Here is a 20,273-nt window from a genome sequence, read left to right as displayed (position 1 = left end):
CCAGGGGTCGTTGACCCTGCGGTACACAGGCGAATTGGCTTTCCCCACCCGAATTACGCCCTTTCAAAGGCAATTCAGACATGATTTCGCCGCACTGAGGCCGAAACCCGGCGAAGCGTCACGAAAATTCCTAACGAGACGTTAAATTCCCGGGTTTGTGACCAACTTTCTCCCGATTCGCCCGTCACAGTGACAACCATCGAGAGAACCTCATCGGGAACGAAAGACAGATACAATGTCTCACAACGCTCAGTGCCATCAGGCCGGCCTCATCTTCACCGACGACAGCGATGTCGCGGTCGATCAGCTGATCGAGCCGGTAAAGGCCGTCCTGCGCGCCTTCGGTCAGCAGGGCGAAGTGGCCCAGGTCGATTTCGACCAGGCCGCCATCGCCTCCAGCAACACGCTGGTCGAACTTCAGATCTTCGACGCCCCGGAAGCCGACCCGGACACCCTGCGTGTCCTGTCCTCCGGTCCGCGCACCCATCTCTCCGACGCCTCCCGCCAGGCGCTGGAAAACCCGACCTTCTGGGTCCACATCTCCGTCTGCGACACCGCATGGGATGAAAGCCGCCACCCCGAGGCCTCCAAGGCCATGCTGGCAGAGCTGGTCCACCGGCTGATCGCCGAAACCGGCGCGCCCTACGTGCAGTGGCTGGAACGGGAAACGGTCCTGACCTCCGCGCGCTTCCAGTCGGCCTTCACGCCGATCTCCCTGCGTGACACCGATGTCACCCCGATGGAGCACCCCATGCACCCGTCGCGGGCCGGTGGCGCCCCCAGCGGCATGGCCTCCAGCCCGCTGCGCCCGACCCTTGCGGCCGCCGTCTTCCCGGAAATCCAGTCCGAAACGAGCCACCTCGACGCACGTTTCGACGCCCTGCGGGCCGAACTGAAGGCCCGTCGCCAGAACACCTGGGTCGGCACCGATCCGGCAGGTGTCTCCGGCCGCACCGCCGCCTCCGAAGAGGACCTGCGCGATGTCTTCCGGGCCGAGCTCGACACCGAGGAGGAAGAAGATCCCAAGCGGCTGGAACACAAGGTGGCGACCTACACGGTCAACGCCACCGTGGCCCTGCTGAACCCGCCGGTCGCCGGCGCGCTGCTGGCCTACAACATGATCAAGGGAGAGGACTTCCGCATCTCCACCCATGCGCTGACCCTCTCGGCGGTCTTCGCCGCCGTGGGCACCGGCGCAACCCAGGTGGTTGCCGAAACCCTGGCCCTGCTGCCGATCTGACGGCAGCTTCTCTCGACTGACTTCCCCCAACCTCGGTTCCCGCCTGCCCTCGTGGCAGGCGGTTTTTTTATGGCCTAAGGCAAGGCTCGGCCCTGCGCCCCCACACCAGGGCGCGCTTCTCAGGCACCGCTTCTCAGGCCCCGCGTCTCAGGCCCCGCGTCTCAGGCCCCGCGTCTCAGGCCCGCACCATGAAGGTATGGATCCCGAAGGCCACCGCGCCGCTTTTGGGCAGGCGCCACAGGCTCTGGCGTTCGCTGCGGAAATAGCCGCCCTCCCGCGGGTGGCGTTCCTCCCGCGTCATCCTCTCCGACATGGGGGCAAACAACGTCGGATCGGCATAGCGCAGGTGGTTGGCCCGCCACAGCGGCCGCCCGGCCTGCACCCCGTCGAACAGGCGCTGCACCCGTTTCGCCAGCATCTCGTCATAGACCGGCACCGGGACATGGATCCGGATCAGGGGATGGCCGAACTTCTCCGCCAGGGTCCAGTTCGCCGGGAAGCACAGGATCGCGCCAGTCAACACATGCTCATCGCCGCGCTTTTCCAGCAGGCAGAAATCCTGCTGCACCAGCCGGCCCAGCAAGGCCAGCGGCGCGCTGCGCTCCAGCGCCACCTCGACCCCATCCGGGCGCCGTACCACCTCCGCCCCGACCGTGTAGTCGTCACGCGCGCGCAGCGCCTCCAGCACCTCCTCCAGCAGCTCTTCCGCCGCGGTCCGGGCGGCCTCCTCCATCTGCCAGACCCGCTCCGGGCAGTCGCGCAAAAGGCTCTCCCGCTCCGCCATCTGGGCGGCAAAGGCATCGTCCACCATGATCCAGTCCGCAGGCGGCATCGGGAACATGCCCGGAAGGCGCTCCGTTACCTCGTAGGGCAGCTTTTGCTGCAGGATCACCGGGCGCGCGGCCACCACATCTTCCGTCGCCATCTCTTCACTCCGTTCCGACGCTCGACCAAGCCTAGGACCTGCCCCGGACCGGCGCGAGGGGGATCCCGCCGCACGGGGCTGCGCGCCGCCCCGACTGCCCATTGAACGGGCCACCGGACGGGCAATCGGACGGGCCATCGAACGGGCAAAGAAAAAGGGCGCCCCGAAGGACGCCCTCTCGTATCGTCTGTGGCTGTGGATCAGCCGCGGGCGCGGCCCACCAGCTTCCAGGCCAGCGGCAGAACCAGGGCTGCCAGCGCCAGCTTCAGCGCGTCACCCAGGATGAAGGGCGTCAGGCCCCAGGCCAGGATCGGCTTGTCCCAGCCGTAGAGGCTGCCCAGCCATGCCAGGCCCGGGATGTAGAGCACGACATTGCCGATCAGCATCGCCAGCGCCATCCACATCACCGACCGGTCCCAGCCGCGGCGCGCCAGGACGCCCAGAACGACCGTGGCCATCACGTAGCCCAGCAGGTAGCCGCCGGTGCTGCCCATCATGTATTCGACGCCATTCAGATCGGCGGTCGAGGACTGGAAGACATCCAGGCCCAGCATGCCCAGCAGCATGTAGCCCATGATCGTCACCAGGCCGAGGCGCGGGCCATAGGCGGCGCCAAGGCCCAGCACCGCGAAGGTGCCCATGCCGATGGCGACGGGGGACCCGGGCACCGGCACCTGGATCTTGGCCATGATGGCCAGCAGGGCGATGCCCATGACCACCAGCACGGCCTGCTTGATGCGCAGTGCTGCACCTTCGGTCGGGCCGAAGGTTTCGCTCAGAACCCGCTCATTGATCGCGTGGGACATGTGTTATCCTCTCCATATCCGGCAAAAACGTTCCCCCCGTGATGCCTCATGCGGCGGTTTGGCGCAAGTTCCTTGCCGGATTACCGGGCAAGCAAATTGCAAAATCCGCCGCTGCAAATTCCCGCCCTTTGCAAAGCTGCAAATTGGCACTGGCAAATCCGCTAACCTCCGGCGGCGGGCCTGCGGCAAAGGGTGGTCATGCGGTAATCCTTGCGCGGCCCCCGCACCTCCCAGGTCACCTGCCAGCGCGGCCAGTCCCGGAAATCGTAGTGCGCGCGGTAGTCGTCCGGGTCGCAGAAATGCGCGGCCCCAGGTGCGGCCTGCTGCGGATCGAAGGCGTGGAAGAAGCGGCCATCGTCGAAATGAACGGCGATTCCCGCGCCCTGCGGCAGCCAGAGGTAACGCCGCTCCGCCCGGATCTCCGCCCCTGCGCCGAAACGCAGCCGGCCTTCTTCCCGCCAGAGCCAGCGCCCCGCGCCCTCCTCCGTCAGCAGCGCCTGCCCGTCGAACCGGCCCGCCTGGCCGCTCAACCGGTCCTCGATCCGGCGTGCCAACTGCCAGGCCCCCGCGAAATCCGCGATCCCGTCCGGCCCGGCTTCCCCATCTCCATGGGCCCCATCTCGATGCATTGCGTCCCCTCCCGGCAGATCCTTCGACCAGTTCCCAGGCCGATGGGCCTGGCCCAACTCCCTACCCCGCGCGGTCACCGCGCGAAACCCGTCTCCGAAGGGCGCCCGCCCCGGTGCGCGGCCCCCCGCGACTCGGCCACGGGCCCCGCCTCCGAACCCGCCCCGCAACCGGCACCCCACGGCGTCCCGCGTGACGCCAACTTACCCACCGGTACACTTCCTGCGCGAAAACCGTGGCAAATTCCGCACACCCATCATTGCAGGTATACAAGTACGTTGCCGTGTTGTCTTGACCCGCCGCTGACGCTGAATAGAACCATCGGTATTGGGAGAAAACGCTCGTTTAAACTATTGAGGTTGCGAGCAGGGGACCTCCCAAGTGACTGACTCACGAGGTAAAAATGAAATTCACGATTTCCGCCCTGGCCATGGCGGCTGCGCTTTGCGCCACCCAGGCTTCTGCACAATATGCCGTTGAAGGCTCCATCGGCTACGCGCTGGATGATGTCATCGATTGGGACTACGGCTACGGCACCTACGGCTGGGCCATCAACGGTGGCGCGTCCTTCTCGCTGGCTGGCTACTACACCGGCCTCGCAGGCTGGGAATTCGGTCTGGATGTCAGCACCAACAAGCGTCAGTACACCTACGACGATGACGACTATCAGGCGAACCTCTTCGCCATGCTGAACGCACGTAAGCTGTTCGCCATCGACGAGAAGATGACCGGCTACGTCGGCTTCGGCCTCGGTGCCGCCTGGACCAAGTACTCCTACGAAGAGCCCGGCGACTACTACGGCTCCACCCCGGACAAGGAATTCGCCGGCATGATCTCCGCCGGTGTGCGCTACGCCCTGCCCACCGGTTCGGTCTTCACCGAGATCAAGTACGTCGAAGCCTTCGACGACGCCTACTACCCGCAGTGGGACGAAACCACCGAAGTCAGCAACACCACGATCAACGTCGGCTACCGCTACGACTTCTGATCTGCGGGCCCGCCCGGCAGAACAGGACACCGGATGGGCCGCCTGACGGCGGCCCGTCCCCCTACCAGCCGGCCAGTCTCTTCCCCCCCCCAGTCTCTTCACCCGCTGTCCACCGCTCTATCCCAGGCACGGCCACCCAGGCGGAGCAAGGCAAGACCAACGGCCCCTACTCACTCCGAGGAACGCAAGATGAAACTCAAGACCACCGCACTGGCGCTTGCCGCCGTCGTTTGCGCCACTCAGGCTTCCGCGCAGTTCGCCCTGGAAGGCTCTCTCGGGATCGTCGCAGACCGCGACATCACCTGGAAATACGCCTCGGGCGGCAGCAACACTTCCCACCTGGACGGGGCCACCGCCCTTGGCATCGCCGGCTACTACACCGGCCTGGAAGGCTGGGAATTCGGCCTGGAACTGTCCAGCAACGAAGCGCCCCTTTCCTACTACCCCGGCATCACCGTACGGGAACAGGCGCTCTTTGCCAACGCGCGCAAGCTGATCACCATCGACCCGAAGCTGACCGCCTATGTCGGCCTGGGCCTCGGTCGCATCAACGCCACCTATGACTGGTACGGCGAAAAGAGCGACGACACCGTCACCGGCGGCATGCTCTCGGCCGGTCTGCGCTACGCCCTGCCCACCGGCGCCATCTTCACCGAGCTGAAGTACGTCGATGCCTTCGAAGACACCGGCTACGTCTACTACGGCGACAAGTCCGACGTTCAGTACACCACGCTCAACATCGGCTACCGCTACGCCTTCTGATCCGGCGCGCGCCCCCCTGTAGGGGCGCGCTCTCACAGAATTCTCCTGCAGAACAGCCAGTTGCGACGTGCGGGCGACCCTCGCGCGCCACCCTCGCACAGCCAACGCCAGGAGTGACCACCCGACATGGGAAAGGGGATTTCCCCATGTCGATCTCCTCCACCAGACCGCACCACGGGACTACGACCATGCATCTGAAAACCACCGCCCTGGCCCTGATCGCCATCATGGGCGCCTCCGCCGCCCAGGCACAATTCGCCGTCGAAGGCTCCCTCGGCTACGCCTTCAACGCGACCGTCGACAGCTATGACTACTACTACGACAGCCACTACGACTACACGATGAACGGTGGCGGCGCGCTGTCGATCGGCGCCTACTACACCGGCATCGAAGGCTGGGAATTCGGTGTCGACATGTCGACCGCCAAGCAGCAGTACGCCTATTGGGATGACGAACACGTCACCACCAGCTGGGCCATGCTGAACGCGCGCAAGCTGTTCACCGTCGATGACAAGATGACTGCCTACGTCGGCCTGGGCCTCGGCACCGTGGAATCCCACTACGAGTACAGCTACCCGGGCTACGGCTACGAAAACACCGACAACATGGGCGGCGGCATGGTGTCCCTCGGCATCCGCTACGCCCTGCCCGTCGGCTCGCTCTTCACCGAACTGAAGCACGTCGAATCCTTCGAACGTGCCGAGTTCCAGCGCTGGACCGAGAACTTCGAAGTCAAGGCAACCACCCTGAACGTCGGCTACCGCTACGGCTTCTGATCCGGCCCACATTTCGGGGTCCGGCCGCGGCACGCCGCGCAATCATTCGAAGGGGCGCCTCTCACCGGGCGCCCCTTTCCCTTTCTCCCCCGTTTCCCGACCCCGTTTCCCGGCCGCTTCCCGGCCCCTCGGGTGCTTTCGCGCCCCGCTGCCCTCAGGGCACCTTGTCCCCGCGCCCTCCCTCGCTTAAGAGGCCAGCAATCCCGCAGCCTTGCAAAGAAGGACGTCGCCGATGATCCCGCGTTATGCCCGCCCCGAGATGACCGCCATCTGGGAGCCTGCCACCAAGTTCCGCATCTGGTACGAGATCGAGGCGCACGCCTGCGATGCCCAGGCCAAGCTTGGCGTGATCCCGCAGGAAAACGCGGATGCCGTCTGGAAGGCCAAGGATGTCGAGTTTGATGTCGCCCGCATCGACGAGATCGAGGCCGTCACCAAGCATGACGTCATCGCCTTCCTCACCCACCTGGCCGAACACGTGGGCTCCGAAGAGGCGCGCTTCGTCCACCAGGGCATGACCTCCTCCGACGTGCTCGACACCTGCCTCAACGTCCAGCTGGTCCGCGCCGCCGACATCCTGCTGGCCGACATGGACAAGGTGCTGGCCGCGCTGAAGAAACGCGCCTTCGAACACAAGGACACCGTGCGCGTCGGCCGCTCCCACGGCATCCACGCCGAACCCACCACCATGGGCCTGACCTTCGCCCGCTTCTACGCAGAGATGGACCGCAACAAGGCCCGCCTCGAAGCCGCCCGGGCAGAGGTCGCCACCGGCGCCATTTCCGGCGCTGTCGGCACCTTCGCCAACATCGACCCCGCCGTCGAAGAGCACGTCTGCGCGGAACTGGGCCTGAAGCCCGAACCGATCTCGACCCAGGTCATCCCGCGCGACCGTCACGCCATGTTCTTCGCCACCCTGGGCGTCATCGCCTCCTCGATCGAGAACGTCGCGATCGAGATCCGCCACATGCAGCGGACCGAAGTTCTGGAAGGCGCGGAATTCTTCTCGATGGGCCAGAAGGGCTCCTCGGCCATGCCGCACAAGAAGAACCCGGTCCTGACCGAGAACCTCACCGGCCTCGCCCGGCTGGTGCGGATGACCGTCGTGCCGGCGATGGAGAACGTCGCCCTCTGGCATGAGCGGGACATCTCCCACTCCTCCGTCGAACGCGGCATCGGCCCGGATGCGACCATCACCCTCGACTTCGCGCTGAACCGTCTGGCGGGCGTCGTCGACAAGATGATCATCTACCCCGAGAACATGCTGGCGAACATGAACAAGTTCCCCGGCCTCGTGATGTCGCAGCGCGTGCTGCTGGCCCTGACGCAGGCCGGCGTGTCGCGCGAAGACGCCTATTCCATGGTCCAGCGCAACGCGCTGAAGGTCTGGGAGGAACGTCTCGACTTCCGCGAACTGCTGCTGGCTGACGAAGACGTGGTCAAGGCTCTGGGCGTCGATGGCATCAACGAGAAATTCGACATGGGCTATCACACCAAGCACGTCGACACGATCTTCAAGCGGGTCTTCGGCGAAAGCTGATCCGCGATCCGGGAATGACAGCCGGTGACTAAAGAAGGGGCGCTTCCCGGCGGGGAGGCGCCCTTTTCCGTGGCCGCCGCCCGGCCCAACCGGATCATGCCTCCGGCGGGGATATTTCGGGCCAGAAAATGGGTGGGCCGCGGCGCACCCCGTCCCCGCTTTGGCAAGACCGTCCCCCGTGCTACCCTGTCTCCGCCCAGCCGGAGGACTTCCCCATGCGCCAAGCCCTGACTGCCCTCATGCTCATCATCCCCGCCCTCTCGACGGCCCCCACCCTCTCGACGGCCCAGACCCGCGACTGCGACAAGACGCCCGCCTGCGCCGAAGGCAGCCAGTGGAACGCCGAAACCGGCGCCTGCGAACAGATCGTCTCCAGCTGAGGCCACCCCGGCGCGGTTTCAGCCTTTCTAAACCCTTCGCTGCTTATCTGGCCGCACCTGCAGCCCGTTTCAGAACGAGGGCCGTTACAGAACGAGGGGATGAATGGGCGATCTCGCTCCGCTGGGAACCTTCCAGCCTACCGCGCCACCACAGCCCGGCCGGATGAGCCGAAAGCACAAGGCCGCCGTCATCGTGCGCCTTCTGCTTAACCATGGCCTCGACGTTCCCCTCAAGGACCTGCCCGAGGAGGTCCAGGCCGACCTCACCATGATGCTCGGCAACATGCGCCACATCGACCGGGAAACGCTCTCCGCCGTGGTGGAGGAATTCGTCGAGGAGATGGAGGGCCTTGGCCTGACCTTCCCGCGCGGCGTGGCCGGGGCGCTCTCGGTGCTGGACGGCAAGATTTCCCCGCATACCGCCGCCCGCCTGCGCAAGGAAGCCGGCGTGCGCCAGACCGGCGATCCCTGGGAACGGGTCCGCGCGCTCGACATCAAGAAGCTGCGCCCGATCGCCGAACATGAATCGATAGAAATCGCGGCGGTCGTGCTGTCGAAGCTCGACACCGGCAAGGCGGCCGAACTGCTGTCGAAACTGCCCGGGCCGCGCGCACGGCGCATCACCTACGCCATATCACTGACCTCCGGCATTTCGCCGGAGGCGCTGGACCGCATCGGCCTGTCGCTGGCCTCCCAGCTGGATGCCCAGCCCGAAAGCGTCTTCGACAAGGATCCGGTGGAACGCGTCGGGGCGATCCTCAACTATTCCACCGCCGCCACCCGCGACGACGTGCTCGAAGGGCTGGACGAAACCGACAGCGACTTCGCTGAAAAGGTCCGCAAGGCGATCTTCACCTACACCAACATCCCCGCCCGCGTGGCCCCGCGCGACATTCCCAAGGTCGTGCGCCAGCTCGATCCGATCATGCTGGTCACCGCCCTTGCCGCCTCCACCGCGGGGGAGGAAGCGGCGGCCGCCGAATACATCCTGGGCAACATGTCCGCCCGTCTCGCCGACAGCCTGCGTGAAGAAGTCGCAGACCGCGGCAAGGTCAAACCCAAGGACGCGGAAGAGGCCATGAACGCCGTCGTCGCCGCCATCCGGGAGCTGGAGGCCGCGGGCGAACTCCTCCTGCTGGCCGGCGATGACGAAGAAGAGGAAGGCTGATCACGCCCCACCCGTCCTGGGCGCACCTTCAGGCAACGCGGCGCCCCTTGCCTACAGGCCCCCGCGCCTCTCCGGCGAGGGGCCCGGCCAGTTGCCCGCGCAGTTGACCGGCATGGTTACGGGCCCAATCACCGTTCCAATCACTGGCCGAACCCGGGCCAGCCCCCGGCCCACCTGGCGGGCCGATGAACGCCCCACCATTGGGCAAGTTGACCTGCGGACGCCTCTGGACAGTTCGCCGCCGCGCTCCTACCGTCCCCGGCGCCCCCTGTCGGAGCCCCCTGTCGGAGACACCCATGACACAGACAGCCCGTGCCATCCTGCTGATGCTGCTCGCGATTTTCTGCTTCAGTGCCATGGACGCCTGCGCCAAGGCCATCTCGGCAGAGGCCAATACAGTGCTTGCGCTCTGGGCGCGCTACACCGGGCAGGTCGTGCTGGTGCTGGTCATCGTGGCCCCGCGCCTGCGCAGCGTGGCCCGGACGTCCTTTCCCGGGCTGCAGCTCTTCCGGTCGATCTGCCAGCTTGGGGCGACCTCGGCCTTCTTCCTCGGCCTGAACTACCTGGGCCTGGCCGAAAGCGCCGCGATCATGGATATCAACCCGCTGCTCATCACCCTGGGCGCGGCGCTCTTCCTGGGGGAAAAGCTGGGGCCCCGGCGCCTCGTGGCCATCGGCGTGGCCCTGATCGGGGCCATGATCATCATCCGCCCCGGCACCTCCGTCTTCTCGCCCTATGCGCTCTTCCCGCTGACCGCCGCGCTCGCCTATACCGGGTTCGCCCTTGCCACCCGGCACATCGGCCACCGCGAAGATCCCTGGACCTCGCTTCTCTACTCCGCCCTGCTGGGCTCCATCCTGCTGACGCTGCTCCTGCCGGCCAACTGGCAAGTCCCTTCGCCCAAGGTCGCGCTGCTGATGCTGGCGCTGGCGGGGCTGGGCACCACGGCGCAGCTCCTGCTGATCCGCGCGCTCTCCCTGGGGGAGGCCGCGATGCTGGCGCCCTTCTCCTACGCCGGGCTGATCACCGCCACGCTCTTTGGGATCTTCGCCTTCGGGGAATATCCCGACCGGGCCACCGTCCTGGGTGCGCTTGTGATCGCCGGCGCCGGCGTCTATGTCTGGCACCGCGAAACCCGGGCCTCCCGCGCCCCGGACCTGGCCGAGGTGAAGGCCGCCCCCGCACCCGAGGCGCCGGTTCTGCCCGAACCCGACGCCCCCGGGGCCGCGGCCCGGCGCGACTGACCGGCCATCTCGCCCCGTTGGTTGCCAGGAAGGACAACGCCCAGCATGGCCCGTGACATCACCGATCCCGCCGAACTGCCGGTCGGCCTCCGCATCGGCCAGTATATCGTCAACCTCCTGCTTGGGGGGCTCGTCCGCCTGGCGCTCGCGCTGCCCTACCGGGTGCGCGTGCCGCTCATGGGCTGGCTCGTCGCCCACCTGGTGGCCCCGCTGGCGGGCTGGAATCGCCGTGTGCGCGACAACCTGGCCCTGGTGCGCCCCGACCTGACCCCGGCAGAGGTCCGCCGGATGCAGCACGCCGTAGCCGACAACGCCGGCCGCACCCTGATCGAGATCTACTCGGGTCCCGAATTCAAGGCGCGCCTGGCCGATGCGCCCATCGACGGCCCGGGCCTTGCCGCGCTGGATGCGGCGCGTGCGGCGGGCGAACCCGTGCTGCTCGTCTCCGGCCACTTCGGCAACTACGACGCCTTCCGGGCCAAGATCTCCGCCCGCTACGGCGATGTCGGCGCGCTCTACCGGCCGCTGAACAACCTCTATTTCAACCGCCACTACGTCACCGCCATGGGATCCATCGCGCAGCCGCTCTTCCCGCGCGGGCGGCGCGGCCTGGCGGAGATGGTGAAATTCCTGCGCGGCGGCAATATCGTGGCCCTTCTGTCGGATCAGTACTTCAACCAGGGCGCCGACCTGACCTTCTTCGGCCATCCGGCCCGCACCGCGACCTCCGCCACGGAAATGGCCCTGAAATACGGCGCCCGGCTCTTCCCGATCTACGGCATCCGCCAGCCCGACGGCCTGTCCTTCCACGTCGTCGTGGAAGAGGAGCTGACCCACAGCGACCCCGAGACGATGTCCCAGGCGCTGAACGACTCCCTCGAAGCGATGACGCGGGCGCACCCCGAACAATGGTTCTGGATCCACCGCCGCTGGAAGAACAAGCCCCGCAAGACGGCCAAGAAGGCGGCTCAGACTTCAGGCCGCAAATCGGGCCAATAGGGCGACCGCCCGACATGCGAAAGGCCGCCCCCGGGCGGCCCTTTTCATCTTGGACGGCAGCAACTTACCCGGCCCAGCTCACCTCAGGGCAAACGCGCCGCAGCCTCGATCCGGCCCATCCCCGTGCGCTGCAACAGGACCGCGCCAGGCTGATCCGTCGGCGCCTCAAGGTCCAGCGACAGCGGCGTCGTGCCATCCCATTCGCCCACGGCCTGCCAGTAGGTGACGATATTGACGTAGTCGATCTGATTGCCCGCGTTCTCGCCCCGCAGGATCTCTATCGACTTGTGCGGCAGGTACTGCACCAGCATCACCTGCATCGGGGCGCCCGCGGCCAGCCCCGGCAGGGCGTCGGCCTCCACCCGGAAGCCTCCGCCAGCGCCGCGTTCGACCTGCAGGCTGACATGGGCCTGCCGGATCCGCGCCATGGCGATCTGTTCGGCCACCTCGACCGCATGGGCGCCCTTCACGAAGGCCGCCCCGTCGATCACCATCTGCGGGGTGTAGATCATCCGCGACCCCTGGGACCGCGCATAGGCCTTCTGGCGGCGGGTGAACTTCGGATCGGCCAGGCCGTCCTTCCAGCCCAGGTAATCCCAGTAGTCGACATGCAGCGCCAGGGGCAGAACCTCCGGATGGCCGACCATCTGCTCCAGCATGCGATCCGCCGCCGGGCAGGACGAACACCCCTGGGAGGTGAACAGCTCCACCACCACGGGCGAGCGGGCCGGCGCGGGCTGGCTCTCCGGCGTCTGTGCATGACCAAGGACGGGCACCCCCGCCAGAACCGCACCTGCGGTCAACGCTCCGGCCAGCAGAGCACCCCTGCGGCTTGCAATCATTCCTAGAACTCTCGTCTGACATCCCTTGTATCGTACCTACCCAACCGGCCCCTCAAGTGCCAATCAAGGTTTTGAGAGAGCCCCGAAGCAGCCCCGAAGTGTGACTCAACGGTGACCAATCGGTAAACATTTTCCGCGTGGATTGCCCGGTTTGGGCCCCCATCCCCATTCCTGCCCCCCTTCTGCACCGCCGTTCCAGCCAATTTGTGCACAAAGGTATACTAAAATCACGGAAGGCCCTTGATCGGCCCCTGCCTTTGGGGCAGAAGCAGGTCAGCACGAACCCCTCATTCTCATCGGAAGGGAGCCATCTCCATGCCCATCGTAGTTGGTCAGGACACCGCCAAGACGCGCAAGACGCTGTCTGTCGGCGGCAACAGCATTTCCTATTACTCGATCCCCGCGGCCGAAGCAGCCGGTCTGGGTGAATTCTCCAAGCTGCCCGCCGCCCTGAAGGTGGTGCTGGAGAACATGCTGCGCTTCGAGGACGGCAAGACCGTCTCCGTCGACGACATCAAGGCCTTCTCCGACTGGGGCAAGCTTGGTGGCAAGAACCCCAAGGAAATCGCCTACCGTCCGGCCCGCGTTCTGATGCAGGACTTCACCGGCGTTCCCGCCGTGGTCGACCTCGCCGCCATGCGTGACGGCATCAAGGCGCTTGGCGGCGACGCCAAGAAGATCAACCCGCTGGTTCCCGTCGACCTCGTCATCGACCACTCGGTCATGATCGACAACTTCGGCAACCCGCGCGCCTTCCAGATGAACGTGGACCGCGAGTACGAGCGCAACATGGAGCGCTACACCTTCCTCAAGTGGGGCCAGACCGCGTTTGAAAACTTCCGCGTGGTTCCCCCGGGCACCGGCATCTGCCACCAGGTGAACCTGGAATACCTCGCCCAGACCGTCTGGACCGACAAGGACCAGAACGGCGATGAAGTCGCCTACCCCGACACCCTGGTCGGCACCGACAGCCACACCACCATGGTCAACGGCGCGGCCGTCCTGGGCTGGGGCGTTGGCGGCATCGAAGCCGAAGCCGCCATGCTGGGTCAGCCGATCTCGATGCTGATCCCCGAAGTCGTGGGCTTCAAGCTGACCGGCGCCATGGTCGAAGGCACCACCGGCACCGACCTGGTGCTGAAGGTCGTCGAAATGCTGCGCGCCCACGGCGTTGTCGGCAAGTTCGTCGAATTCTACGGTGAAGGCCTGGACAACCTGCCCCTGGCGCAGCGTGCCACCATCGCCAACATGGCGCCCGAATACGGCGCCACCTGCGGCTTCTTCCCGATCGACGCGGAAACCCTGCGCTACCTGGAACAGACCGGCCGCGACAAGGACCGCATCGCCCTGGTCGAAGCCTACGCCAAGGAAAACGGCTTCTGGCGTGATGCTGACTACAGCCCGATCTACTCCTCGACCCTCGAACTGGACATGAACGACATCGTTCCCGCCATCTCCGGTCCGAAGCGTCCGCAGGACTACGTTGCGCTGACCTCCTCCGCCGATGCCTTCAAGAAGGTCGTGGCAGAGTTCCGCGGCGTGGACATGTCCTCCGCCGCCAAGGACATGGCAGCCGAGGGTGACACCGTCGTCGCCGACAAGCCGCTGATCAAGTCCGCCGCCGTCGAAGGCGAAGACTACGAACTGAACGACGGCTCCGTCGTGATCGCCTCGATCACCTCCTGCACCAACACCTCCAACCCCTACGTGCTGATCGGCGCGGGTCTGGTTGCGAAGAAGGCGCATGAGCTGGGCCTGAACCGCAAGCCCTGGGTCAAGACCTCGCTCGCACCGGGCTCCCAGGTCGTGACCGAGTACCTCGACGCCGCCGGCCTGACCGAGCACCTGGATGCCGTGGGCTTCAACCTCGTCGGCTACGGCTGCACCACCTGCATCGGCAACTCCGGCCCGCTGCAGCCCGAGATCTCCAAGTCGATCAACGACAACGACCTGATCGCCACCTCCGTCCTGTCCGGCAACCGGAACTTCGAAGGCCGGATCTCCCCCGACGTGCGCGCCAACTACCTGGCCTCCCCGCCGCTGGTCGTCGCCTACGCCCTGGCCGGTGACATGAACATCGACCTGGCCAACGACGTGATCGCGACCACGCCGGACGGCAAGGATGTCTACCTCAAGGACATCTGGCCCACCGACGCCGAAATCGCCGAACTGGTCGAAAAGGTCGTCACCCGCGAAGCCTTCCAGGCCAAGTATGCCGACGTCTTCAAGGGCGATGAAAAGTGGCAGGGCGTGGAAGTCTCGGGTGGTGAAACCTACGACTGGCCGCCGACCTCCACCTACATCCAGAACCCGCCCTACTTCAAAGGCATGGGCGCGGAACCGGGCGTGGTGAAGGACATCTCCGGCGCCAAGGTCCTGGCGATCCTGGGTGACATGATCACCACCGACCACATCTCGCCCGCCGGTTCCTTCAAGGACACCACCCCGGCCGGCAAGTACCTGCTGGACCACCAGGTTCCGGTGCGGGAGTTCAACTCCTACGGTTCCCGCCGTGGCAACCACGAAGTCATGATGCGCGGCACCTTCGCCAACATCCGCATCAAGAACGAGATGCTGGACGGCGTCGAAGGCGGCTACACCCTGTCGCCCACCGGCGCGCAGACCTCCATCTACGAGGCCTCGATGGAATACCAGGACGCCGGCACCCCGCTGGTCGTCTTCGGTGGCGAACAGTACGGCGCGGGCTCCTCGCGTGACTGGGCGGCCAAGGGCACCAACCTGCTGGGCGTCAAGGCCGTGATCGCCGAAAGCTTCGAGCGTATCCACCGTTCGAACCTCGTCGGCATGGGCGTCATCCCGTTCGAGTTCACCGGCGGCGACACCCGCAAGACCCTGGGTCTGAAGGGCGATGAAACCGTGGACATCCTGAACCTCGGCGACGTCAAGCCGCTGCAGGAAGTCACCGCGACGATCACCTTCGGCGACGGCACCACCAAGGACATCACCCTGAAGTGCCGCATCGATACCGCGATCGAGAAAGAGTACATCGAGCACGGCGGCGTTCTGCACTACGTGCTGCGCGATCTGGCCAAGTCCTGATCCTGCCTCGATAGTTCACGAAAAGGGCGCCTCCGGGCGCCCTTTTTGCATTCCGTGAGGCGGGCGGCACACCCGCCCCCGACGACCCCCTTGCGCATGCCCCCGCCCGGCTTCCCGCGCACCTCCGCTTGCACTTCCCCGCCATACGGGCTTGTCTGGCTTCATGACCGATACATCGCTCCCCACCGCCCTCGTCACCGGCGGCGCACGCGGCCTCGGCGCCGCCATCGTCCGCGACCTCGCCCGCGACCACCGCGTCGTCTTCACCTATCGCGGCGCGGAGCCGGACGCCCGCGCGCTGGCCGACAGCCTGCCCGGCGCCCTCGCCCTGCCCGCCGATTTCTCCGACCCTGCCGCACCGGCTCAGCTCATCGACCAGGTGATGCAGGCCACGGGCCGGCTCGACCTGCTGGTCAATGCCGCAGGCACGGTGGAGCTTGAGGACCACCGCGCCTTCGACATCGCCTCCGCCGAACGCCAGATGCGGGTCAATGCGCTTGCCCCGGCCGCGCTGATGTCCGCCGCCGGCACCCTGATGCCCCCGGGCGGGGCGATCGTGAACATCACCAGCATCAACAGCACCTTCCCGCCCCCAAGCGCGGTAACCTACGGCGCGACAAAGGCCGCGCTGGACAATTACACGCGCGGTTTTGCCAAGGCGCTCGGCCCCCAGGGGATCCGCGTCAACGCCGTCTCCCCGGGCATGGTCGAACGCGCCCACGCGCCCCGCAGCGAGGAGGTCATCGCCACCATCCTGGAAGATTCCGCGCTCGACAGCCTCCCCACGCCCGAAGACATCGCCCAGGCCGTGCGCTACCTGGCCACCGCGCCGGGGATCACCGGGGTGACGCTCCCGGTCTCTCGCGGCTACCGCCTCTGATTGCCCGGGTCAGGGCCGGATCAGGGCCGGATCAGGGCCGCGCTCCGGCCCCATGCAGGGCACCAAAGGCCCGCTCCCCGATGACGCAGACGTTGTCCGGCAGGGACTTGTCGGACACCACACGCGGCACATTGCGCCAGCGGTCGATCCAGACGAAATCGAAGACCAGCCGCCCCACGTCGGGCACCGGCAGGATCTTGTCACTGTCCCTGTACCACTGCAGGGCCAGTTCCGGCGTGGGGGCCACCGCGCCGGGATAGGCGGTGATGTCGAAATACTGGTCCGTCAGCAGCCCGGGCACCACCCGCATCTGCAACACCACCAGCACGCCCATGCCCGGCTGCGCCTCCAGCGCGCGGGTGATCCGCTGCTGCAGCGCCGGCGCGTTCATCACCTGCTCGATCCGGTGCCGCACCGACATCTTGTAGAACCCCGCCATGAGCTTGCCCATGGCATCCGCCGCCGACTTCATCCGCGCGCCGCGCGCCTCGAAGGCATCCATGGCACTGCTCACCGTCGGATCGCTCATGACCACCATCCTGTAGGTGGATCTGTTGTCAGGCATCTTCTGCCCCCCTGCTGCCTCGGGGCCGGGACGCGCCCCGGGCAGAGCCTAGCGGCTCCCCCGATCCATACCAGACCGTTTGCAATAGCCCCGGGGAACCTTGGCGAAAGATCGCCGTTGATCTCCATGACCTTACCCGCGCTCCTCCTCCTCGCCTGGGTCGCCCTCATGCTGCCCTCCCTTGCCCTGACGCTGCACGACCTGCGGCGCAACAACGCCCACCTCATGCCGCTGATGAAGGTGGTCTGGGGCCTGACCGTGCTCTACTCCGGTCCCCTCGGCCTGCTGATCTACTGGCGCACCGGCCGGAAGGAGATCCCGGACGACCACGACTGGCGCCGCGCCTTCCGCTCCGTCGCCCACTGCTACTCCGGTTGCGGCCTGGGGGAGATCATCGGCGTCCTCATCGCCGTGGGCCTCCTCGGCCTCGGCAATACCGCCACCGCCGCCATCACCTTCGTGCTGGCCTATGCCATGGGCTTTGCCCTCACCGTCGGGCCAGAGGTCCAGGGCGGCACCCCCCTGTCCACCGCCCTGCGCGACGCGGTGAAGGCCGAAACCCCCTCGATCACGGTGATGGAGGTGGTGGCGATCGCCGTCGACCTCTCCCTTGCGGGCAATGCCGGGATGGGGGAGCCGATCTTTTGGGTCTCGCTCATCACCTCGCTCACCTGTGGCCTGCTGGCCGCCTGGCCGGTGAACCTCTGGCTGATCCGCCACGGCGTGAAGGAGGGCATGATGGATCCCCGCATGACCCACCATGGGCATGGGCACGGGCATGGGGGCCATGGAACCGATCACGGGCATGACCACGAAGAGCACCACCACCACGCCTGACCCCCGCCTCACCCAAGCCTGCGCCGGTGACAAATCCCGTCACCCGGCCCCGCCCCCCTTGGCGGGGCTCCCGGGCGCGGCTAGCTCTGTCCTGAACACGACAGGACCCCCGCCATGCAGCCGCGCCCCTTCCTTGCCCCCCAGATTTTCAACCAGCTTTTCTCCCTGCTCTTGACCGGGCTCTTGCCTCTGCTTCTGACCGGGGCGCCCTTTGCGGCCCGGGCCGACATCTTCACCCCCTGCTGGGACGCGGATCCGGCGGCCGAAGCCCGGGCCACCGTGGACGCCTGCACGCCCCTGGCCCGCGACACCCGCTGGGCCCGGGATGAACGCGCCCGCGCCTGGCTGCAGATCGGCCGCGCCCATGCCAGCCTGGGGCTGACCGGGCAGGCAGGCCGGGACCTCTCCCGCGCGGCCCGCCTCTTCACCACGCCGTGGGACAGGACCTCTGCCGCCTGGGCGCTCTTCCAGGCCGGGCATTCCGAAAAGGCGCTCTCGCTCTACAGGGCCGCGCTCGCCCGTGATCCCTCGATGCGCCACGCCTGGCTGGCCCGCTGCGTCGTGCTGCAGGATCTGGACCGCTGGCGGGCGTCCGTCCGCGCCTGCCGCCGCGCCTACGAGATGGACCAGGGCGGCGAAGACGTCCTCTACTTCCTATCGCGCGGTTTCATCATGACCGACAGCCCCGTCAATGCGCTGAACTTCACCCGCTACGGCAACCAGCAGTTCCCGACCTCAGGCCGGCTCTGGGTCACCCGCATCTGGGCAGAGGAGATCGCCGGCAACCGCACCGAGGCCCGCCGTATCGCCCGCGAACAGCTCGTCACCGACCCGGGCAACATCGGCCTGCAGAATTACCTGCGCGCATCAGCGGCGTAGGGTGGATGCAATCCACCGTTCAAGGTCCGACGTCGGTCTCTGCCGACGGTGGATTGGCATCCACCCTACGGGCGTCGGATGGATGCAATCCACCATTCAAAAGCCGATATCCCCCCACCAGCGTAGGGTGGATGCAATCCACCGCTCAAACCCCCGACATCCACCGTCCGACACCCGGCATCCACCGCCGCCAAAGGTGGATTGGCATCCACCCTACTCGCCGCGCGCCTGGGCGATGGCGGGGCGGATGGTGCTTTCCAACACCCGCTCGGTGATCGGCCCGGCGAAACGGGTGACGATATTGCCCGCCCCGTCGATCACGAAGGTCTCCGGCACGCCGTAAAGACCCCAGTTCAGGCCCATCTGCCCCGCCGCATCGGCGCCGACACCCGCGTAAGGATCGCCCAGCTCCTCCAGGAATCCCTTGGCCGCCTCCGGCTTGTCCTTGTAGTTCACGCCGTAGACCGGCACGCCCTCGGTGGCGGTCAGGGTCATCAGGTTGGGATGTTCCACCCGGCAGGGCGCGCACCAGCTCGCCCAGAAGTTCACCAGCTTGACCTCTCCGTCGCGCAGGGTGGCATCGGTGAAGGGCACCAGCCCGGGCAGCGGCGTGACCTGGACGGCCGGGGCCTGCTTGCCCGCCAGCGCGGTCGGCAACTGGTCGGGATCCTCCCGCTGCATGCCAAGGTAGAACAGCGCCACCAGCCCGGCAAAGATCACCGGCGGCAGCAGCATCAGCGGCTTGAATTTCATGACCGGCCCATCCCTTTTTCCCCGTTCTCGCCGCCGCTTTTCACGGGCTCACTTGTCACGGCCCCAGCCTTCGCGGCCCGGATGCGGCCTTCGACCAGCGCCAGCGCCGCGCGCATGCGCCGGGCACGCCACAGGCTCCAGCCCGCCAGCACGACCAGCAACAGGATCGACACGCCATAGGCCGACAGCACCGTGGCGGCGTATTTTCCCAGCTCCGGCATCTCAGCCCCTCCTCTCGCGCGCGATCAGCGCCCGCATCCGCCGCGCCCGGATCTCCGTCTGGGTGCGCAGAAGCACCAGCGCCACGAAGAACAGGACGAAGCCCGCGATGCAGACCAGCAGCGGGTAATAGAAGACATCCGCCACATGTTCCTGCTTGTCCATCGACAGCGACGCCCCCTGGTGCAGGCCCTGGTTCCAGAACAGCACCGCGTAGCGGCTCAGCACCGCAAAGAGCGAACCGACGATGCACAGGATCGAGGTCAGATCGGCCGCCGTGTCGTCATCCTCCACCGCGGCCCAAAGGGCGATGTAGCCCAGGTAGAACAGGAACAGGATCAGGAAGCTGGTCAGCCGCGGATCCCAGACCCACCAGGTGCCCCACATCGGCTGGCCCCAGATGGCGCCCGTGGCCAGGGCGATCATGGTCATCACCGCCCCGATGGGCGCCGCCGCCCGGGCGGCCAGCGCGCTCACATGATGGCGCCGGATCAGCCAGATCAGCGAGGCGACCAGCATCATGAACCAGGCATTGATCGCCATCAGCGCGCTCGGCACATGCAGGTAGATGATCTTCACCGTGGATCCCTGGCGGTAATCCTCTGGCGTGAAGAAGAAACCCCAGACCAGCCCGACAACCAGACAGGCCACGGACAGCACCGTGACCGCCGGCAGCACCTTCTGCGACGTCTCGATGAACTTCCTCGGATTGGCATATTCCCAGATCGAATTCATGCCCATCGGCTATCCTCTTTCGTCCCCCGGGGACAGTAACATTCACGC

General features: G+C 66.5%; 21 protein-coding genes. 13 read left to right on the top strand and 8 right to left on the bottom strand.

Annotation, left to right across the window (positions count from 1 at the left end; genetic code table 11):
* The first annotated feature begins 235 nt into the window (after positions 1 to 235).
* Positions 236 to 1,240, top strand: a complete 1,005-nt coding sequence (locus AC2IR1_RS11805) for a hypothetical protein (RefSeq protein WP_486472166.1) — start codon at positions 236 to 238, stop codon at positions 1,238 to 1,240.
* Between the two features lie 175 nt (positions 1,241 to 1,415).
* Here AC2IR1_RS11805 and AC2IR1_RS11800 read toward each other — a convergent pair whose 3' ends face one another.
* The 3 genes from AC2IR1_RS11800 to AC2IR1_RS11790 all read right to left on the bottom strand — a co-directional run bounded on the left by AC2IR1_RS11800 (position 1,416) and on the right by AC2IR1_RS11790 (position 3,600).
* The gene (locus tag AC2IR1_RS11800; protein WP_486472165.1) at positions 1,416 to 2,165 is read right to left on the bottom strand and encodes a heme-dependent oxidative N-demethylase family protein; all 750 of its coding nucleotides are present in this window, start codon (positions 2,163 to 2,165) and stop codon (positions 1,416 to 1,418) included.
* Positions 2,166 to 2,365: 200 nt separating this feature from the next.
* On the bottom strand, positions 2,366 to 2,971 hold the full coding sequence (locus AC2IR1_RS11795; RefSeq protein WP_486472164.1) for a biotin transporter BioY: 606 nt from the start codon (positions 2,969 to 2,971) through the stop codon (positions 2,366 to 2,368).
* A gap of 161 nt (positions 2,972 to 3,132) precedes the next feature.
* Positions 3,133 to 3,600 (bottom strand): DUF6314 family protein, encoded by a 468-nt coding sequence (locus AC2IR1_RS11790; protein WP_486472163.1) that lies wholly within the window; start codon positions 3,598 to 3,600, stop codon positions 3,133 to 3,135.
* Between the two features lie 401 nt (positions 3,601 to 4,001).
* Between AC2IR1_RS11790 and AC2IR1_RS11785 the strand changes: the two genes are divergently transcribed.
* The 8 genes from AC2IR1_RS11785 to AC2IR1_RS11750 all read left to right on the top strand — a co-directional run bounded on the left by AC2IR1_RS11785 (position 4,002) and on the right by AC2IR1_RS11750 (position 11,455).
* Complete coding sequence (locus AC2IR1_RS11785) at positions 4,002 to 4,586, top strand: outer membrane protein (RefSeq protein ID WP_486472162.1); 585 nt, start codon at positions 4,002 to 4,004, stop codon at positions 4,584 to 4,586.
* Between the two features lie 189 nt (positions 4,587 to 4,775).
* The gene (locus tag AC2IR1_RS11780) at positions 4,776 to 5,348 is read left to right on the top strand and encodes an outer membrane protein (RefSeq protein WP_486472161.1); all 573 of its coding nucleotides are present in this window, start codon (positions 4,776 to 4,778) and stop codon (positions 5,346 to 5,348) included.
* A 146-nt stretch (positions 5,349 to 5,494) separates the two neighbouring features.
* Entirely contained in the window at positions 5,495 to 6,124 is a 630-nt protein-coding gene (locus AC2IR1_RS11775) for a hypothetical protein (protein ID WP_486472160.1), read from the top strand.
* A gap of 232 nt (positions 6,125 to 6,356) precedes the next feature.
* Positions 6,357 to 7,664 (top strand): adenylosuccinate lyase, encoded by a 1,308-nt coding sequence (gene purB, locus AC2IR1_RS11770; RefSeq protein WP_486472159.1) that lies wholly within the window; start codon positions 6,357 to 6,359, stop codon positions 7,662 to 7,664.
* Positions 7,665 to 7,879: 215 nt separating this feature from the next.
* Complete coding sequence (locus AC2IR1_RS11765; protein ID WP_486472158.1) at positions 7,880 to 8,044, top strand: hypothetical protein; 165 nt, start codon at positions 7,880 to 7,882, stop codon at positions 8,042 to 8,044.
* A 103-nt stretch (positions 8,045 to 8,147) separates the two neighbouring features.
* The gene (locus AC2IR1_RS11760) at positions 8,148 to 9,212 is read left to right on the top strand and encodes a FliG C-terminal domain-containing protein (protein WP_486472157.1); all 1,065 of its coding nucleotides are present in this window, start codon (positions 8,148 to 8,150) and stop codon (positions 9,210 to 9,212) included.
* Between the two features lie 296 nt (positions 9,213 to 9,508).
* On the top strand, positions 9,509 to 10,456 hold the full coding sequence (locus AC2IR1_RS11755; RefSeq protein ID WP_486472156.1) for a DMT family transporter: 948 nt from the start codon (positions 9,509 to 9,511) through the stop codon (positions 10,454 to 10,456).
* 45 nt (positions 10,457 to 10,501) lie between these two features.
* Positions 10,502 to 11,455 (top strand): lysophospholipid acyltransferase family protein, encoded by a 954-nt coding sequence (locus AC2IR1_RS11750; RefSeq protein ID WP_486472155.1) that lies wholly within the window; start codon positions 10,502 to 10,504, stop codon positions 11,453 to 11,455.
* Between the two features lie 83 nt (positions 11,456 to 11,538).
* On the opposite strand, the gene AC2IR1_RS11745 is transcribed toward AC2IR1_RS11750, so the two are convergent.
* The gene (locus tag AC2IR1_RS11745; protein WP_486472154.1) at positions 11,539 to 12,297 is read right to left on the bottom strand and encodes a DUF1223 domain-containing protein; all 759 of its coding nucleotides are present in this window, start codon (positions 12,295 to 12,297) and stop codon (positions 11,539 to 11,541) included.
* Between the two features lie 315 nt (positions 12,298 to 12,612).
* Here AC2IR1_RS11745 and acnA point away from each other — a divergent pair, with 315 nt between their 5' ends.
* Together acnA and AC2IR1_RS11735 are read left to right on the top strand one after the other, a co-directional pair.
* Positions 12,613 to 15,357 carry an aconitate hydratase AcnA gene (gene acnA / locus AC2IR1_RS11740; protein WP_486472153.1) on the top strand — a complete coding sequence of 915 codons (2,745 nt, stop codon included), beginning with the start codon at positions 12,613 to 12,615 and terminating at the stop codon, positions 15,355 to 15,357.
* Positions 15,358 to 15,520: 163 nt separating this feature from the next.
* Positions 15,521 to 16,237: an SDR family NAD(P)-dependent oxidoreductase gene (locus AC2IR1_RS11735; protein ID WP_486472152.1), complete on the top strand. Its 717-nt coding sequence runs from the start codon at positions 15,521 to 15,523 to the stop codon at positions 16,235 to 16,237.
* Between the two features lie 31 nt (positions 16,238 to 16,268).
* Here the strand turns inward: AC2IR1_RS11735 and AC2IR1_RS11730 are convergent, their stop codons facing one another.
* The gene (locus AC2IR1_RS11730) at positions 16,269 to 16,802 is read right to left on the bottom strand and encodes a hypothetical protein (RefSeq protein WP_486472151.1); all 534 of its coding nucleotides are present in this window, start codon (positions 16,800 to 16,802) and stop codon (positions 16,269 to 16,271) included.
* A 126-nt stretch (positions 16,803 to 16,928) separates the two neighbouring features.
* Here AC2IR1_RS11730 and AC2IR1_RS11725 point away from each other — a divergent pair, with 126 nt between their 5' ends.
* Positions 16,929 to 17,639: a DUF4396 domain-containing protein gene (locus tag AC2IR1_RS11725; RefSeq protein WP_486472150.1), complete on the top strand. Its 711-nt coding sequence runs from the start codon at positions 16,929 to 16,931 to the stop codon at positions 17,637 to 17,639.
* A 114-nt stretch (positions 17,640 to 17,753) separates the two neighbouring features.
* Positions 17,754 to 18,518, top strand: a complete 765-nt coding sequence (locus AC2IR1_RS11720; protein WP_486472149.1) for a hypothetical protein — start codon at positions 17,754 to 17,756, stop codon at positions 18,516 to 18,518.
* A gap of 213 nt (positions 18,519 to 18,731) precedes the next feature.
* Here AC2IR1_RS11720 and AC2IR1_RS11715 read toward each other — a convergent pair whose 3' ends face one another.
* Genes AC2IR1_RS11715 through AC2IR1_RS11705 form a run of 3 tightly spaced genes read right to left on the bottom strand, consistent with a single transcriptional unit; the run spans position 18,732 to position 20,225 of the window.
* Entirely contained in the window at positions 18,732 to 19,271 is a 540-nt protein-coding gene (locus tag AC2IR1_RS11715; protein WP_486472148.1) for a DsbE family thiol:disulfide interchange protein, read from the bottom strand.
* Positions 19,268 to 19,492, bottom strand: a complete 225-nt coding sequence (gene ccmD, locus AC2IR1_RS11710; protein WP_486472147.1) for a heme exporter protein CcmD — start codon at positions 19,490 to 19,492, stop codon at positions 19,268 to 19,270. Before ccmD ends, AC2IR1_RS11715 begins: the two co-directional genes overlap by 4 nt.
* A gap of 1 nt (position 19,493) precedes the next feature.
* Complete coding sequence (locus AC2IR1_RS11705) at positions 19,494 to 20,225, bottom strand: heme ABC transporter permease (protein WP_486472146.1); 732 nt, start codon at positions 20,223 to 20,225, stop codon at positions 19,494 to 19,496.
* Positions 20,226 to 20,273 lie beyond the last annotated feature (48 nt).

The organism is Pseudooceanicola sp. NS-SX8 (genome assembly GCF_057380755.1).
This window is presented reverse-complemented; position numbering and strand designations above follow the sequence as displayed.

Coding starts and splice junctions, on each gene's coding strand:
- AC2IR1_RS11805 (WP_486472166.1), top strand. CDS start 236: ATGTCTCACAACGCTCAGTGCCATCAGGCCGGCCTCATCTTCACCGAC.
- AC2IR1_RS11800 (WP_486472165.1), bottom strand. CDS start 2,165: ATGGCGACGGAAGATGTGGTGGCCGCGCGCCCGGTGATCCTGCAGCAA.
- AC2IR1_RS11795 (WP_486472164.1), bottom strand. CDS start 2,971: ATGTCCCACGCGATCAATGAGCGGGTTCTGAGCGAAACCTTCGGCCCG.
- AC2IR1_RS11790 (WP_486472163.1), bottom strand. CDS start 3,600: ATGCATCGAGATGGGGCCCATGGAGATGGGGAAGCCGGGCCGGACGGG.
- AC2IR1_RS11785 (WP_486472162.1), top strand. CDS start 4,002: ATGAAATTCACGATTTCCGCCCTGGCCATGGCGGCTGCGCTTTGCGCC.
- AC2IR1_RS11780 (WP_486472161.1), top strand. CDS start 4,776: ATGAAACTCAAGACCACCGCACTGGCGCTTGCCGCCGTCGTTTGCGCC.
- AC2IR1_RS11775 (WP_486472160.1), top strand. CDS start 5,495: ATGTCGATCTCCTCCACCAGACCGCACCACGGGACTACGACCATGCAT.
- purB (WP_486472159.1), top strand. CDS start 6,357: ATGATCCCGCGTTATGCCCGCCCCGAGATGACCGCCATCTGGGAGCCT.
- AC2IR1_RS11765 (WP_486472158.1), top strand. CDS start 7,880: ATGCGCCAAGCCCTGACTGCCCTCATGCTCATCATCCCCGCCCTCTCG.
- AC2IR1_RS11760 (WP_486472157.1), top strand. CDS start 8,148: ATGGGCGATCTCGCTCCGCTGGGAACCTTCCAGCCTACCGCGCCACCA.
- AC2IR1_RS11755 (WP_486472156.1), top strand. CDS start 9,509: ATGACACAGACAGCCCGTGCCATCCTGCTGATGCTGCTCGCGATTTTC.
- AC2IR1_RS11750 (WP_486472155.1), top strand. CDS start 10,502: ATGGCCCGTGACATCACCGATCCCGCCGAACTGCCGGTCGGCCTCCGC.
- AC2IR1_RS11745 (WP_486472154.1), bottom strand. CDS start 12,297: ATGATTGCAAGCCGCAGGGGTGCTCTGCTGGCCGGAGCGTTGACCGCA.
- acnA (WP_486472153.1), top strand. CDS start 12,613: ATGCCCATCGTAGTTGGTCAGGACACCGCCAAGACGCGCAAGACGCTG.
- AC2IR1_RS11735 (WP_486472152.1), top strand. CDS start 15,521: ATGACCGATACATCGCTCCCCACCGCCCTCGTCACCGGCGGCGCACGC.
- AC2IR1_RS11730 (WP_486472151.1), bottom strand. CDS start 16,802: ATGCCTGACAACAGATCCACCTACAGGATGGTGGTCATGAGCGATCCG.
- AC2IR1_RS11725 (WP_486472150.1), top strand. CDS start 16,929: ATGACCTTACCCGCGCTCCTCCTCCTCGCCTGGGTCGCCCTCATGCTG.
- AC2IR1_RS11720 (WP_486472149.1), top strand. CDS start 17,754: ATGCAGCCGCGCCCCTTCCTTGCCCCCCAGATTTTCAACCAGCTTTTC.
- AC2IR1_RS11715 (WP_486472148.1), bottom strand. CDS start 19,271: ATGAAATTCAAGCCGCTGATGCTGCTGCCGCCGGTGATCTTTGCCGGG.
- ccmD (WP_486472147.1), bottom strand. CDS start 19,492: ATGCCGGAGCTGGGAAAATACGCCGCCACGGTGCTGTCGGCCTATGGC.
- AC2IR1_RS11705 (WP_486472146.1), bottom strand. CDS start 20,225: ATGAATTCGATCTGGGAATATGCCAATCCGAGGAAGTTCATCGAGACG.